The 14,784-nt window shown below is 44.8% G+C and carries 13 protein-coding genes; 3 read left to right on the top strand and 10 right to left on the bottom strand.

The genetic code is table 11. The features are described from left to right. Positions 1-139 precede the first annotated feature (139 nt). A complete protein-coding gene (locus ACJ751_RS22700) occupies positions 140-850 on the top strand; it encodes a DUF92 domain-containing protein (RefSeq protein ID WP_407747818.1) in 711 nt (236 codons plus the stop codon). On the opposite strand, the gene ACJ751_RS22695 is transcribed toward ACJ751_RS22700, so the two are convergent. The 9 genes from ACJ751_RS22695 to ACJ751_RS22655 form a co-directional block, all read right to left on the bottom strand. Continuing rightward, positions 838-1,338, bottom strand: a complete 501-nt coding sequence (locus tag ACJ751_RS22695) for a DinB family protein (protein ID WP_407747817.1) — start codon at positions 1,336-1,338, stop codon at positions 838-840. The genes ACJ751_RS22700 and ACJ751_RS22695 overlap by 13 nt on opposite strands. A gap of 91 nt (positions 1,339-1,429) precedes the next feature. Further along, entirely contained in the window at positions 1,430-1,978 is a 549-nt protein-coding gene (locus ACJ751_RS22690) for a hypothetical protein (RefSeq protein WP_407747816.1), read from the bottom strand. A 204-nt stretch (positions 1,979-2,182) separates the two neighbouring features. Further along, positions 2,183-2,425 carry a hypothetical protein gene (locus ACJ751_RS22685; protein WP_407747815.1) on the bottom strand — a complete coding sequence of 81 codons (243 nt, stop codon included), beginning with the start codon at positions 2,423-2,425 and terminating at the stop codon, positions 2,183-2,185. Positions 2,426-2,652: 227 nt separating this feature from the next. After that, the gene (locus ACJ751_RS22680; RefSeq protein ID WP_407747814.1) at positions 2,653-3,000 is read right to left on the bottom strand and encodes a hypothetical protein; all 348 of its coding nucleotides are present in this window, start codon (positions 2,998-3,000) and stop codon (positions 2,653-2,655) included. A gap of 254 nt (positions 3,001-3,254) precedes the next feature. Further along, a complete protein-coding gene (locus tag ACJ751_RS22675) occupies positions 3,255-5,234 on the bottom strand; it encodes a RagB/SusD family nutrient uptake outer membrane protein (RefSeq protein ID WP_407747813.1) in 1,980 nt (659 codons plus the stop codon). Positions 5,235-5,258: 24 nt separating this feature from the next. Continuing rightward, the gene (locus ACJ751_RS22670; protein WP_407747812.1) at positions 5,259-8,453 is read right to left on the bottom strand and encodes a SusC/RagA family TonB-linked outer membrane protein; all 3,195 of its coding nucleotides are present in this window, start codon (positions 8,451-8,453) and stop codon (positions 5,259-5,261) included. 157 nt (positions 8,454-8,610) lie between these two features. Next, positions 8,611-9,771: a FecR domain-containing protein gene (locus ACJ751_RS22665; protein WP_407747811.1), complete on the bottom strand. Its 1,161-nt coding sequence runs from the start codon at positions 9,769-9,771 to the stop codon at positions 8,611-8,613. Positions 9,772-9,820: 49 nt separating this feature from the next. Further along, the gene (locus tag ACJ751_RS22660) at positions 9,821-10,438 is read right to left on the bottom strand and encodes an RNA polymerase sigma-70 factor (RefSeq protein ID WP_407747810.1); all 618 of its coding nucleotides are present in this window, start codon (positions 10,436-10,438) and stop codon (positions 9,821-9,823) included. Between the two features lie 168 nt (positions 10,439-10,606). Further along, entirely contained in the window at positions 10,607-12,643 is a 2,037-nt protein-coding gene (locus ACJ751_RS22655) for a hypothetical protein (RefSeq protein ID WP_407747809.1), read from the bottom strand. A 140-nt stretch (positions 12,644-12,783) separates the two neighbouring features. Between ACJ751_RS22655 and ACJ751_RS22650 the strand changes: the two genes are divergently transcribed. Next, positions 12,784-13,644 carry a helix-turn-helix domain-containing protein gene (locus tag ACJ751_RS22650; RefSeq protein WP_407747808.1) on the top strand — a complete coding sequence of 287 codons (861 nt, stop codon included), beginning with the start codon at positions 12,784-12,786 and terminating at the stop codon, positions 13,642-13,644. 98 nt (positions 13,645-13,742) lie between these two features. Continuing rightward, positions 13,743-14,468 (top strand): alpha/beta hydrolase, encoded by a 726-nt coding sequence (locus ACJ751_RS22645; RefSeq protein WP_407747807.1) that lies wholly within the window; start codon positions 13,743-13,745, stop codon positions 14,466-14,468. A gap of 187 nt (positions 14,469-14,655) precedes the next feature. On the opposite strand, the gene ACJ751_RS22640 is transcribed toward ACJ751_RS22645, so the two are convergent. Then, positions 14,656-14,784 (bottom strand): transposase (locus tag ACJ751_RS22640; RefSeq protein ID WP_407747846.1); only part of this gene is annotated, 129 nt, incomplete at its 5' end.

Raw genomic sequence — 14,784 nt, 5'->3', positions numbered from 1 at the left:
TTGCTGGCTGTTTGTGCTGTATGGCAAAATACTGGTAGAAAGCAAAATAAAAAAGTATTATTTGTTGAAAGCAATACAATAAGCCGGTTTAACAAAGGAATTTATTGGTTAAATGTGATAGATACAGTAGTTTGCTCCGATGCATATTTCTGATTGGATCGTGCTGGTTTTTATTGTTGCAAGCGTAGCCGCCACCATCGTTTTTCGCAAACTAACCATCGCTGGTGCGTTTACCGGTGGCTTACTGGCAGCGCAGCTGTATAAAGGCCTCGGCGTTACCGGTATTGTTTTACTGGGCGCTTTTTTTATAGCAGGCACGTTGGCTACTTCGCTTGGCCGCCGTAAAAAAGAACAATTAGGCATAGCTGAAAAAAATAAAGGACAACGAACCGCCTCGCAGGTACTGGCCAATGGCGGCGTAGCCGCATTAGCGGGCTTTCTGGCCTGGCTATATCCGCAACACCTTGTTGCATGGCAACTCGCCGTTGCCGCCTCCCTGGCCTCGGCCAGCGCCGACACGCTCTCCTCCGAATTAGGCAGTATATATGGCAAGAATTTTTACAACATTCTCACCTTTAAAAAAGACACCTGCGGGCTGGACGGCGTAATAAGCCTGGAAGGCACGCTATGGGGTATTGCGGGCAGCATCCTGATCGCTTTAATTTATTTCGCCGCTTATGGTCACCCTTCATTAACCTGGTGGATCATACTGGCTGGTTTTATTGGCAATATAACCGACTCCATTCTCGGCGCCACCCTTGAAAGAAAAGGATGGATCAAGAATGATCAGGTTAATTTTCTGAATACGCTTATAGCAGCTTTAGTTGGATTGTTGGGCTATTTTGTCTGAACTGGGATGTTTGGGGTGGCTGGGACCTGAGTCATAATTTTCTTCAACAACGAGATCTGCCCCAAGTGATAATTATTATGCTCAACAATCCCCTGCAAATTGCGGTAATAGTTGCCATATCTTTCATCGTGAAATATTTCATCCAGTTTTTCGGGCGGCAACTGTTCAATGATCCGGGCAATGTTTTCTGCTTCGGTAAAAACACTGTTCTTTAACTGTTCCCAATCTTCGGCCGACTGAACCGGCGGCGCATCAAAAGCATATTTATCACTCCCCTCGAGCGGATGTCCCTGCAATACTTTCGTCACCAGCCGTACATAATAATTCATGTGATAGATCAGGACCGCAATGGTATTACAATTAAAAATGGAAGTGGTGGCCTGTTGCCAGGTAACCCCTTCCAGACTGTCTTTTAAATTCACCCCGGTGTAATTACCACCGGTATAAAATGTTCTGAAGTGTGCGGATAGTTGTTTTGGCAGGTTCATTTTAGCAGGTTTACTATCTACTAAAATAAGCATTTTTTCCCTCTGGCTTCACGGAGGAGAAAAGCAATAAGAAGAGTTGGTTATAGCTGATTTAACCCATCATGCCTTTCAGCTTATCGATCACCGAACCGCCGCCTGAGAACATAGCTTTCAGGTCCTGCAGATCAACATCGCCATCTTTATCGCTGTCGAGGCCGCCTTTCAGCCTGTTCATCATGCCCTGGAGGTTCATGCCAGCGGTTTTACCTCCAGTGAGCTGGTTGAAGATCTGTTGTACATCAAAACTGTTATCGTTGGGATTGGCGGTCTTTTGCGCCAGTTGGTTCATTACCTGGGGGATCACGCTTTGGGCAATACCGGATGCCTGGCTGCTGTTCAAACCAAATTTACTTTGCAGTCGTTCCATAAAATTCCCGGTAGCCTGTTGCACAACCGGCGCACTGGCATTGGCCTGGCCGTTTGCAAACATGCCTAATACATCATTGAGCTGTCCACCCGATAAGGCGTTTTTAAGGGTATCTACAATTGAATGACCCGCCTCCTGTACAGCTTCTTCATTGTGCTGATCGGGAATAGCAGGATTGTTAATAATAGCATCCCCGGCCTGTTGCTTTACGAGGTTGAAAAGATTTTCCAGCATATACACTTATTTATTGGTGAATAGTGCGTGCGGGCCGGAATGAATAGAGAGAGTTCTAAAGGGGTTGGAATAAGTATAACCGAAAATCAAATAAGCAATTCGTGTCAACAATTCATATTGCTAACGAAGTGTTAGTCTAAAGGTATGTTATTTATTTTATTTATAAATTAAATTTACTATGCATTGGTTTTTTTGTGCAGGTGGTTATTCTTCGTTCCAGACATCAATTTGAAGATGATAACCTACATCGAAATACCTGACAATTTTCCTGGTGAACAGATCAAGCAAAGTGTCTGCTTCCTGGGTAATGGGGCAAACTTCAAAGTAATGTTCGTCGGTTCTTACAACCTGGAACAAGTTACCGGTGCTTAATTCGCGGGGAGCATTGTTGAATCTTATCCTATCGCCCTGATAAACGCGATTTGAGTTGGTTAGAGATTTCCACATGGGTACTGGATTTTTATTGATTAATACGGATTATTACTGACCAATTGATAATTAATACGAAATATAAATATTAGCTGTATAAAATGCAATGCCCGATCAATATATTTTTTAACCACATAGGTCACAAGCTGGTTCCCTAACAGGAAAAATTTGTGCCTATGTGGTATTACACGAGGTAAACAGGCATACCTGGAAATAGTATTACTACCAGATCCGGATAGTCTTAATTAGTTAAAGTCCCGGGTTTTTACGAAATGATTATTGGGATCAACATAATAGTAGCCCAATTTAACGGCAGAATCAATCTTGTAAGGTTTTTCTTCAATAAGCGATAATTCGCTTTTCTTGATGCTAAGAAATACCCATTTGTCGGTAAACTGACTTAAGAAATAATGAGAAAGACTGTCGGTGCCGCGGTAAAGGATACAATTGGTGTTGTACTTTTTAGCTGAATCTTTATTAAATGACTCTTGCACTTCCTTTACAGTCCAGACTGACTTTTGGGCCTGGTAGGGTGCACTACATGCTACCAAAACAGCCATTGCGCAAATGGCGTAAAGAATGTTCATTTTCATTGGTAATGGATTAGATATTAGGTATACTTCTGCAAAGTATTGCATTCTTTACACAAATCCAATGCCAGACATTTAAAATAATACAATGTAATACAATCTGTTACAACGAATAGTAACCCTACTTCGAAAAATCACGGTAACATGCATGAATAATTGCGGTAATGCGTAGGCTAAAAACCGGATAGTACTAAAAAAAGCCCTCCCGATTTAATCGGGAAGGCTTGAAGAATCCACAACTGTTATTGAAAGGAATATTACCAACCAGGGTTTTGATAGACGGCTTTCTCATCTGATGTCAATGGCTGTCCATCCGTTTTTATTACATCGAGAAAATTTTGCGGTATCGGCCGCAGATAATCTTTAGTAGGCACCGGCCTTGCTACAGGGTTAAAGGCAGCACAACGGGCTACCAGCGTTCTGGTACGGGCCAGGTCTTCCCAGCGCAAAAACTCACCCATCAATTCGCGTGAACGTTCATTCAAAATAAAGTTCAGGAATCTGTCTGCGTCGTTGCCAACATTCAACTTGTCGTAAAATTCGCTGGTTGAACCCAGGATATCGTTCACACTGTTTATATGCAGGGCGCCAAGCGTACTGGGGTTGGTGCCGGGGTCTGCAGGCGGCGTCAGGTTGTTCGATTCATAATAGGTGTTCTTGTCGCTATAAGAAACCCAGGTAGCGGTATTGGCTGCCACATTGGTTTTGTAGGCTATACCACCATCAACATAGGCAGCACGGTCTTCCTTAGCCTTATAAGCAGCACGATCACGTACGGCATTGATAAAGGGCAACGCATCAGTGTATTGTCCCTTACGGCCATAGGCTTCGGCAACCATCAGATAGGTATCGGCCAGGCGCGCCAGTATACCATCGCGACGGCCAAATGTGTTAGTAACATCAGCCCGGGAGCCATCGGCAAATTTTGACAACCCTACATAGCGGGATGCGGAATAATTTCCATGGGCGCCCGAAAAATCCTGGGCCTGGCCACTGAAATAGCGAACAAACATCCAGGGTGCGCGAAAGTTGATATTGTCTGAAGTATACCGGGTATCACCGGCATTGTTCACGATATAAAGAATAGACTCTTCACCACCTTTAAACCTAACCTTTCCTGAATCTACACCTTTCGTGAATTTTGGCGCACCAGATGGATTATTGCAGAGATACCGGGTTTTAAAGCTTTTCCAGAAGCGGGAGTCATTCACGCGGTCATATACATCTACGGCATAATCGGTTGAACGCAGGCGTTGAAACTCCCTTCCACCCGGAATATCGCGTACCATACCCGGAATGTTCTGGTAAACCGAAGGATAATATAAATGCGTTTGATTACCGTAACGGCCTTGGGTTGCCACGTTGTCGGAGAACTGGGCTGAAAGAATGATCTCGGCATTTGCTTCGTTGGTGCTATTGGGCCCGGTATAATTCCACAGATCACTGAAGTTGGCAGTCAGTTTATGACCGCTGTTATTGATCACATCTGTACCATATTTGATCGCATTATCCAGGTCGGCCGTTTTCGTTGAACTGTTCCAGCTGTTGTTCACCTCACTGGCGCGGAAAAGGTACATCTTGGCCAGGAAATGCGCAGCCGCCCATTTGGTAATGCGGCCTCTTTGTGCGGGCGTCGCAGGCAACAGGTTGTATGCCTGGGTCATATCACTTATTATCTGGTCATAAACTTCCTGCACCGTGTTACGTGGGAATTCAAATTCGAGCTTGCCTTCGGCAGGGGTTAATTTCAAAGGCACCCCACCGTACTGGTTCACCAGCTTGAAGTAATTGAAAGCGCGCACAAAATATCCTTCGCCCAGGCGGGTATTTTTGTTTGCGCCATCGCCATAATACAAAGGCACATTCTGAATAAGAATATTGGCTGAGTTAATGCCCCCATACATATTATCCCACACGTCTCTTGTATTTTGTGTGGTAGAATTCAAAGTATTACTGTATGAATTCCACATTTCCATGGTAGCGTCACCCCCCACGGTAAATTCGTCAACTCCATAATTGGTGGTGGTATACGCCCATTCGTAGTTAAAATGAAAGCGAAGGTTTTGATACATGCCAGTAGCCAGACCATCCAAACCCAGCGGTGTAATATAATCCGCTGAGGTCTTTGCAGTGATCATGTTTTCATCAAGGAATGATTTTTTACAGGCGCCTCCTATTGCAAGCATTACCGCCAAAGCGCTTGCAGATATCAATATTTTTGAACTTTTCAGCTTCATATGTAAGTATTAGAACGTTATAATTTAAAAACCGGCATTCAGACCAATCACAAAACCTCTGTTGTAAGTCGATACACCAGGATCTGTATCTGACGTTTTAATTTTTGCATTCAGGTCTGGATCCAGGTATTTGATCTTCGAATAGATCAAACCGGGGTTCAACACCTGTCCGTAAATGCGGCAGTTTTTCATGTTCAGTTTATGCAGGATGTTTCCTGGCATCATGTACGATAACGATACATTCCTGATCTTGATAAAGGAACCATCCTGGTAGTTCATAGAAGAACGGTAACTGTCACCGGCCGCATTATTATAGTTAGGCGCCGGATAATCGTTTGTAGGATTACCGGGTGTCCAGTAATTCAGCACACGTTGCGCATAACGGCCCTGTAATGATTCCGCTCCGGTTTGGATGGAATAGCCCCAGCGTGCGAAAATGAAGATATTCAGACCCCAGTTCCTGTATTGAAATTCATTCATCAACCCACCATTCCATTTGGGTTGTAAATGACCAACTACCTTTCTGTCATAGTTAGCATCAATTTTATAATCGCCATCCTGGTCTTTCACTTTGATCATGCCGGGTTGAAACCAGTTGGCCTGATTGGGAATATTCGCATTGAATTTTGCCAGCTCACCCTTATCGCCTTCCTGCCAGATGCCTTCTCTCTGGTAATCATAAATGGAGTTCAGGTGTTGGCCAATGAACCATACGTTGCCAATATCATCCATTTTCCCATTGGCTGTTTCTACGATTCTGTCGCGGTTGGCCGACCAGTTCACCGTAGATGACCAGGTAAAATCTCCCTGCTGCATATTCACTGTATGCAGGGTGACCTCTATACCTCTGTTGGCAGTCTTACCTATATTATCATAACTTTGGGTATAGCCGAGCGTAGAAGGAATAGTACGCAGCATCAACAGATCTTTTGTTCTGGAAGCATACAGGTCTATAGCACCGTCAACTCTTCCATGAAACATCCGGAACTCCAAACCCAGATCCGCCTGAGTGGTACGTTCCCACTTCAGATTAGGGTTGGGCATTGTAGTGGGGTCTTTGGAAGAGGGGTCAGAGGATACGTAACCGGCGTCAACAGCACTTCCCCAGGTATAATATTCCGTTTGCGAAGGTCCAAGCGTTTGATAGGGGCTTATGGCCGCATTTCCCACTGTTCCAAAGCCTGCTCTTATTTTCAAATTGTCTATCCAGGGAATTTCCTTTATAAAATCCTCCTGGCTTACCCGCCAGGCAACGGATGCTGCCGGAAATACATCCCATTTGTGGCCTTTGGCTAACTGAGAAGCGCCGTCCCAACGGGTATAGGCATCAAAATAATATTTTCCTCTATAGCCATACGTGATACGGCCCATATAGGAAAGCAGCTGTCTTTCCGTTAACCCGGTATTAAAGGCATCCAGTGCAGACACTGAATTCAATTGATACCATTTTTGACTGCTCCAGGGCAATTTGGTAGCGGTCATAGAAGACGTTTCGTCACGCACACTGGTAGAACTGTACAGGAAAGTGGCGCCTATGTTATGTTCGCCGCCAATGGTCTTGTTATAGGTTAGCAAATGGTCCAGCGTCCAGGCAAAGTTGTTAGCCTGGTTTAACTGGCCATAATTGCTTGAACCGGCCTGGCCGCTGCCGCGGTTGATTGACATGGAATCCATGTAACGGCCATTATACAGATTATTATAATCAGGTCCGAAAGTCACCCGGTAGCGTAACCCGTTTATCGGCATAACTTCTGCATAAAAAGCGCCTAACGTACGCAGGGTCTTACGCAGGTTGATATTGTATTTGTCTTCACCAACGGGGTTATTGATGTTCACATCACCACCAGGCAAATTGATCCGTTTCCCGTTGTCATCGAACGGAATGGCATAAGGCAACATACCGTTGGCTTCTGAATACAGGGAACTGGGTCCGGTGGCACTGGCAGTTGAATAACCATAATTCTGCAAACCATAGGTTGCAGTAATGCTGGTTCCCATATTGAACCATTTAACCGGGTTGATCTCTATATTGAATTTGGTAGAATAACGGGTATAGTCCTGGCCCAGTTGGGTACCTTTTTGCTTCAGATAACCAAAAGAGGCATAGGCCTTCACTTTTGGTGAGCCGCCGCTAACACTGATGATGTGATCCTGGGTTATACCGGTTTGTTTTACCAGGCTTGTCCAATCGGTGGTAGGTACCAGGCTGCCATCCCAGCTGCCATTGGCCCAACCTTTTTGCACGTTAGCCAGCGCATAATTATCACCGGAAAATATTTTCTGGTCATCTGCCCATGTAGGCTGATCTGGATAGCTGTAAGCAGGGCCGGTTGGGTTCAGATACTTATATCTTCTATAAGCATCGCGGCGGAAATCGATGTATTGGGCAGAATTCATCATCTTCATCCGGTTCTGAATGTCCTCTACCGTTAAATTACCTACATAATTTAAATTAATGGCGCCATTCTTACCTTTCTTTGTGGTGATGAGCACTACCCCATTAGCTCCTCTTGAACCGTAAATAGCGGTGGCAGAAGCGTCTTTCAGCACATCGATATTCTCGATGTCATTTGGATTTACCGCACTGATACTACCTACGTTCAACGGAACGCCATCTAATACATATAAAGGGTCGCTGGAGGCCTGCAGCGAGCGAACACCTCTGATGAGCACCTTGCCTACTTCACCAGGCCGCTCATTAGAAGTGATGTCTATCCCTGCGGCCTTACCCTGCAAAGCCTGTAAGGCATTCTGTGTCGGTCTTTCTTTTATATTCTGTGAATTGATACTTACAATCGAGCTGGTCACTTCACCCCGTTTACGGGTGCCGTAACCTACTACCACAACATCGTCAAGGATAGATTCTGATGTTTGCATAGTGACTACCAGCGATAAGGAAGCCCCTTCCTTAAGCGTGTAGCCATTTAAATTCGATGCATCTAATCCTACTCCTGAAAATGAAAAATTGTAAGGGCCGCCTGGAGGTAAATTGCGAAACATAAAAACACCGGCCGTATCAGTATTGGCGCCGGCGGCGAAATTTGTTCTTGTGTTTCGGGCCACCACAGTAATGTTTCCGAGTGGCTGGTGCTTTTCATTGGATACAACACCAGTTACCGTGCTGTTTTGTTGCGCATGGGCTGGTGATAGGCATAATAATTGACTAAGCAATAGCAAAGGCAATACCATTGCCCTGGAGTTTTTAAGCGTTCGTCTCATTAGCTGGTTGATTTAAATAAAACGGTCTTTTTGCCCAGGCCGAAAGCAGCTCCTGCCCGGGACACCGTTTAAAAATTTATGGTTTACCTGATTACCTGAATTACCTGATTATCTGAATTACCTGATTATCTGATTACCTGATTATTAACGAATGGTCTTATTGATGGATGATAAAGGTGTTATCCTCCCGTGTATATTTTAGTTTAGTTGCTTTAGTTACCAGTGTTAAGATCATTTCTATTGAGTCAGTTGTTTTGAACTGCCCTACAAAATATTTCTGTTGTACATCTTTTGCATTGTACACGATCGATACACCATACGACACCGCCAAATGATCCAGCACCTGCGACAACGCCTGGTTGTTGTACATATGCCATAAGCCCTTTGTATTCGCCGGTAACGTTGGATTATCAACTACCGGTGTTTCTTCTTCTGCCTTTTTTACATCCGGGCTTTTACTTCCGGTTTCCAATGACCGGACTGAAGTGGTATTCGAATCACAAACAAGTTCCTGCCCTGGCAACAGATACACTTCATTTTTCATGAGGCTGTTCCCTGCAACGGGTTTTACAACCACTTTCCCCTCGTATAACTTTACTATCACTTGCTTTTGTTTTGCAAAAGCATTAGCATTCACCGTAAAAGCAGTACCCAGCGCCGTTGTAACAATACCCTCACTCTCAACAGTGAACGGCCTGCTCACATCATGTGCTACTTTAAAGAACGCTTTTCCTGTGAGTTTAATATGTCGCCTGATAAAATGTTTTTCATACATTAATTCACTGTTATTAAATAATACGACCATTGAACCATCGGCCAGGGTTATACTCCTTTCTTTCCCCGTCGTATTAATTTCATATTGAATAACAGGAATTACCCCATCAGCTTTTTGTAGCGGCTTCGTTGCAACGGCCGGCTGCTGATCTCCGTTTAAAAAGTACCTCCAACCCAAACCCACCAATATTATTACAGCAGCGGCAACCGCTACACGCAACAACCGGCGGTATATAATCGCTTTATTTGCGCTGCCCTCCTCTTCTATCAACGCACTGCTCCGCTCTTCTTCTTCCCTGATGGAAACAACATTTGTGTCTCTTGCAGCAATGGTGTCCCGGAAAAGGCGCCATTCTTCTTCTTCATTCACCTGCCCGGTGAGCTTTACGGCAGTCAATTGCCAGGTGTCCCTTATCTGTATAAAGTAGCGCCGGTTCTCCTCACTGGCATTGATCCAGGCAACAACGAGCGCATGCTCTTCATCATTCAGGTCATTGATCAGAGATCTGACTATCAGCTCATTTATTTGACTGTTACTTTCCATGCACAACCAATTAATACGATTGAGAAAAGCGATACCCTTACAAGGGGGGTTAAAAAAAATATTTTTCAACCAGGTCACTGAGAATCAATACAATAATTAAATAAGAACCATAGGCTGATAATTTCTCACGCAACTTTGCCAGCGCCCTGCCCATCTGGGTTTCCACTGTTTTTACCGAAATGTTCAACTGTTCTGCGATCTCACTATACTTCAGGCCTTCGAAACGGCTCATTTCAAAAACCCGGCGCATTTGCCCGGGCAGTTCGGCAATTGCCGCATTTATTTCAGCCTGTAATTGTTTTACGCTTAGATCATTAAAACTATCGGTGGGCATATTTTCGGGCATCGACTGCAATACAAACTGCACATACTGTTGCCTGATCTTCCCGTGCTTCAGGCTATCTAATACATTGTTGATGATGATCTTGTAGAGATATGATTTGGGAGAAAGGCCGGGAGCCAGGTTTTTACGGGCATCCCACAATTTAATGAAACCCATATGCACTACTTCCTTGGCCATGTCAAGGTCGAGCCCAAACTTAAACTGGCAGAAAGCGCACAACGACAAAAAGTGCTTTTTAAAGAAGTCCTCAAAGGAAGCATCATCAAATCGCAACTCATCAAAAGAGGCTCCCTCAGAATTATTCTCCGGCAGGTTTTCGTTCATTAGCAGGCAGTTTCGTGCAGGTTACGGCAACAAAATAAGTACAAAAGGAGGGTTTCGACAAAAAACTGTCATTTTAACGCGAAAAAGCCTCCCGATTAAGATCGGGAGGCAATAATGGATTTGATTTCCAATGCCTGATGATATCGATCAGTCATCTCGTCAGGATGATTACTTCTTTGTTATGGGATTGAACCTGCATGCATTCACAGGCGGGTTCACCTGCAGTCCGTTCGCTTCTCTAATCAGTTGAAAGATATGATCAGGTCGAACAACTATATAATCACTGCCAAGTGAATTGGCTACGTTCTTGAAATTGGTGGGTTTTATATCCGTCCAGGGTTGCGCCTGAATAATGATGAACCTCGGCGAGGTGCCATCCCAGCCGGCAGCCGCATTGGCAATATGATCTTTCATCGCCTGTTCACTGGTGCAGTAGTTACAGGAAAGCGCCATCCCCGGCAAGCTGTTATTATAAATAGTTAAACCACCACCGGTGTTTTGTGCGGTAAGACCTAATATCGATGGGGCAATGTTGGCAAAGGTTTGTCCAACATTCTGGTTAATGCCGCCGGTGATGGTATTCCAGATGGTGATCACCCTGAAACCAGCGCGGCGATTATAATCCTCCGTTTTGGCCACAAACAGGTTCAGTAAATTTTGATTGGGCCAACTGTTGGGATAAGTATAGCCATAGCCTGAAGGACCTGAAATAAGGTTATCGTTATCAGTAGCCGTTTGCCAAAAATAATTGAGTGCGCCAGGCATGGCATCTAACATCGCAGGCGACAATGTCCAGCCCATGGGCACAGCACCCCGGTCAGCATTGTTCCACAGCTTGCGCATCAAATGCTCGATGTATTGCAGGTTATCGCCATCACTCAAAATAAAAGCTACGTACAATTTGTTTTGAAGCGCAGGTTTGGGTGGAGCGGGTTTAAGCGTAACAGTACGTGGTGTGCCGCTGTGCATGGTTAAGTTACTGCACCAGTCGCTGGCAATGGTGGTAATACCATATTGCGAGGTGCGTTGCACCCCAGGTTGTTCATCGGGCCACCAGCCCATGAAGTTGGAACCGGCCGGCATAGAGGAAAGAAAGCTGTTCAACAAAGTGCTTTCCGCTGCTATAGAAGGATTGAGCCATACAACAGCGGCGCCCAGTGCGGTGGCATATTCCCGTAAGGCGGCCTTATGCACATCCGGGTTCAACCCAATTAATAACCGGTGATCGATAGTTGGCCAATACGTATTGAACAAAGTTTGATACACCTGCAGTTTGCTGGTATACTGTCCACGCAGATCAACCAATACAGGTAAATTATAGGGCGCTGCTGTTAAGCGGGATAATAATAAAGGCGAAGCGATCAACGCGTTCCTGCTTTTTGCCATCACCGTCGCCAGGTTTACCGTGTGAATTTGGGCAGGGTCATAAACGATCAGTCCTGACAGTTCATTGCGGTACTTGGTAATAAGACTCCATTTATCAGCCGGTTCAGTCCAACTCAATCCTAATGACTGTAACCAGGTGTAAGGCCCTTCTGCAAAAGCATCGCCTTCATAGGAGAAAATGCGCGGCTTTGTTTTGTTAACGATGCCTTTCAGGGAAGCAAACAAATACATTTCTGCCGAGGAAGCATTTTGTTGAACGGCCACATAGTCAACCTTTGTATAGGAAGTACCGCGCCAGTATACCCGCAGTTCAATAGATTGATTATCGGCCGGCATGGTAAAGGGCAACGTGAAACTCACATAATCGGATGCAATGGGAAATTGCAGCCGCGTGATGGTTTGTGAAGCCAGTATTTGTCCGGTGGTGGCATCTCTTACATCGATGTCAACAACCGGATCGTTATTGGTGGTATTGTTGTCAACCTTCATACGGAACTCTGCTATATTAGGTCCGGCCGGGATGGTGGCATCATAAGGACCATAGATCATATGATCATTAGGCGCATCGATACCGGTTTGACAGAGCCAGCCATCGGTTTCAGGGCGGCCGGTTTTATGACTTAACTGCGGCCCCTCGCCTTCCCAACGGGTACTTGTTTCGCGAAGCGTGATCAGGTCCTGCGTTTGTGCAGGCGCCGGAAAGGATGGAAGCAATTGTGAAGAAGGCCAGTTGATCTGGGCCATAGCAGGTAGAATGATCAGCTGCAATAGGGGCAATAGCCAGCCTGTTCGCTTACAGAGCGAGGTGAGTAATTTCATAGAAAGCAAGTTTAATTAGTTAATGGACTTCGAATTTCGGCATTTAGCAAATACCAAATAAAACGGAGGCAACCAGCTAATTGATAATGTTTTGGAGTGCTGAAAATAAAAATTTCACATTTATCATGTAGATTGCGGGCATGAGATATGTTCTGAGGGACGAAAAAACAGGTGGCGATTTATTGCTATTCAGGAATGAACCAAATTTCGATCGTCTATATTTCAGTCGTGACCGTTTTAATAAATACTTTACCATAGCCTGGAATCCCGGTGAAAAGCAAACCGTAACTATCGATGGCGCCGGGCATGACTTCCCGCCCAATACCCTGCTGACGCTTCTGTTCAATCAGTCGTTCTCATTTGAAAGATCGGAGGAAATCATTGCCTGGCAGTTCAACCGGGAATTTTATTGTCTTATCGACCACGATAAAGAAGTGAGCTGCGTTGGATTCCTGTTTGGCAGCACCGATCATCTCCTGATCCCGCTTAAGGAAGAAGCGCAGGAAAAACTGAAGCTGTTAGCAGCCATTTTCATGGATGAGTTTAAAACAACCGATAACATCCAGAACGAAATGCTGCTGGCGCTTTTGAAACGCCTTATCAGCTATATAACCCGGTTAGCAAGGTCGGAGTATGTGCCGGAAAAAAAAGTGCAGGAAGAAAAATATCATTTGATAAGAAAGTTCAATCTGTTGGTAGAAACGCATTTCAGGGAAGAACATTCCGTCAGCTTTTATGCGCAGCAATTGTTTAAATCGCCCAAAACGCTGTCGAACCTGTTTGCTATCTACAACAATAAAACGCCCTCGCAGGTAATTCAGGAAAGAATACTCATTGAAGCCAAAAGATTGCTGACCTATACCAGCAAAACAGTGAAACAGATCACTTTTGAATTAGGCTTTGAAGACGTCTCCTACTTCTCGAACTTTTTTAAAAAACATACCTCCCTTTCCCCGGTTGAATTTCGAAATGCAAGCCCGGTTTCAAAAGAAGGGAAATAATTACAACCGATCGGGAAATCTGTTCAAAACCCGGTGCCCTTTTCCGTACCATCTTTGTATCGTTGAAGCAAGCAAAAAACACTCAACAATCAAATAACATGGAAAAGCAAACACCAACCATTAAAAATGTAGTATTAGTTCACGGCGCCTTCGCCGACGGTTCAGGATACAGAGCTCTTTTTGAAGAACTCACCCAAAAAGGGTATAACGTAACCGTTGTTCAAAACCCTTTATCATCCCTGGAAGCCGATGTGAAGGCCACCAATCTGGTCCTTGACAAACAAGACGGCCCTACCATTCTGGCTGGTCACTCCTGGGGCGGCGCGGTAATTACAGAAGCTGGTAATCACCCCAAAATAGCAGCCCTGGTGTATATCGCCGCCTTTCAGCCCGACAATGGCGAATCATCGCTGTACTGGGCCCAATCAGCGCCACCTGCCCCTGAGAATGGTATTACACCCGATGAAAATGGCATCCTGTATTTCGTTAAGGAAAAGTACCATGCCGGTTTTTGTGCCGACCTGAGCAAAGCTGAAGCTGATTTTATGTACGCTTCACAAGGCGCTTTTTACGGCAGTGCATTCGCCACCAACATCAGCAATGCCGCCTGGAGAAACAAACCCGCCTTTGGCATTGTAGCAACTGAGGACAAAGCGATCAATCCCGACATTCAACGGAACATGTATAAGCGTTCCAATACCAGGGTAACCGAAATAAAAGGCAGCCATGTGGTATTCATCTCACAACCAGCAAAAGTAGCCGCTGTGATCGTTGAAGCAGCGGAGAGCGTTGCTGCTGCGGAGCGTGTTGCTGCCAGTAATTAAAAAATGAAAAAGTTTATTAAACAAGAGGCCGTCTCAAAAGTAAGAGACGGTCTTTTTTCATTTTATGGCGATGTATAGAGTGTAATAGAATTGGAAGGAGACGGGCCTGATTGTGGAAGTGATTATTAGAAAAAATGAATCGGAGGGGCGTAATTCAGATAAATCAGAAGAGACTTTGCTCTGCCTTCTATGCTGCTTTCTTTCTTAAGTTGTGGGCGAGTGCCAATAATCCAGTTTCAACTGCTACTTTTTCTTTGCCTCGTAACATAAAGCGTTTGAAATTATGATTATGTTTAATATTTGCAAACACAGGCTC

It is taken from the genome of Niastella sp. (assembly GCF_045805085.1).
In the GTDB taxonomy this organism is placed as follows: domain Bacteria; phylum Bacteroidota; class Bacteroidia; order Chitinophagales; family Chitinophagaceae; genus Niastella.
This window is presented reverse-complemented; position numbering and strand designations above follow the sequence as displayed.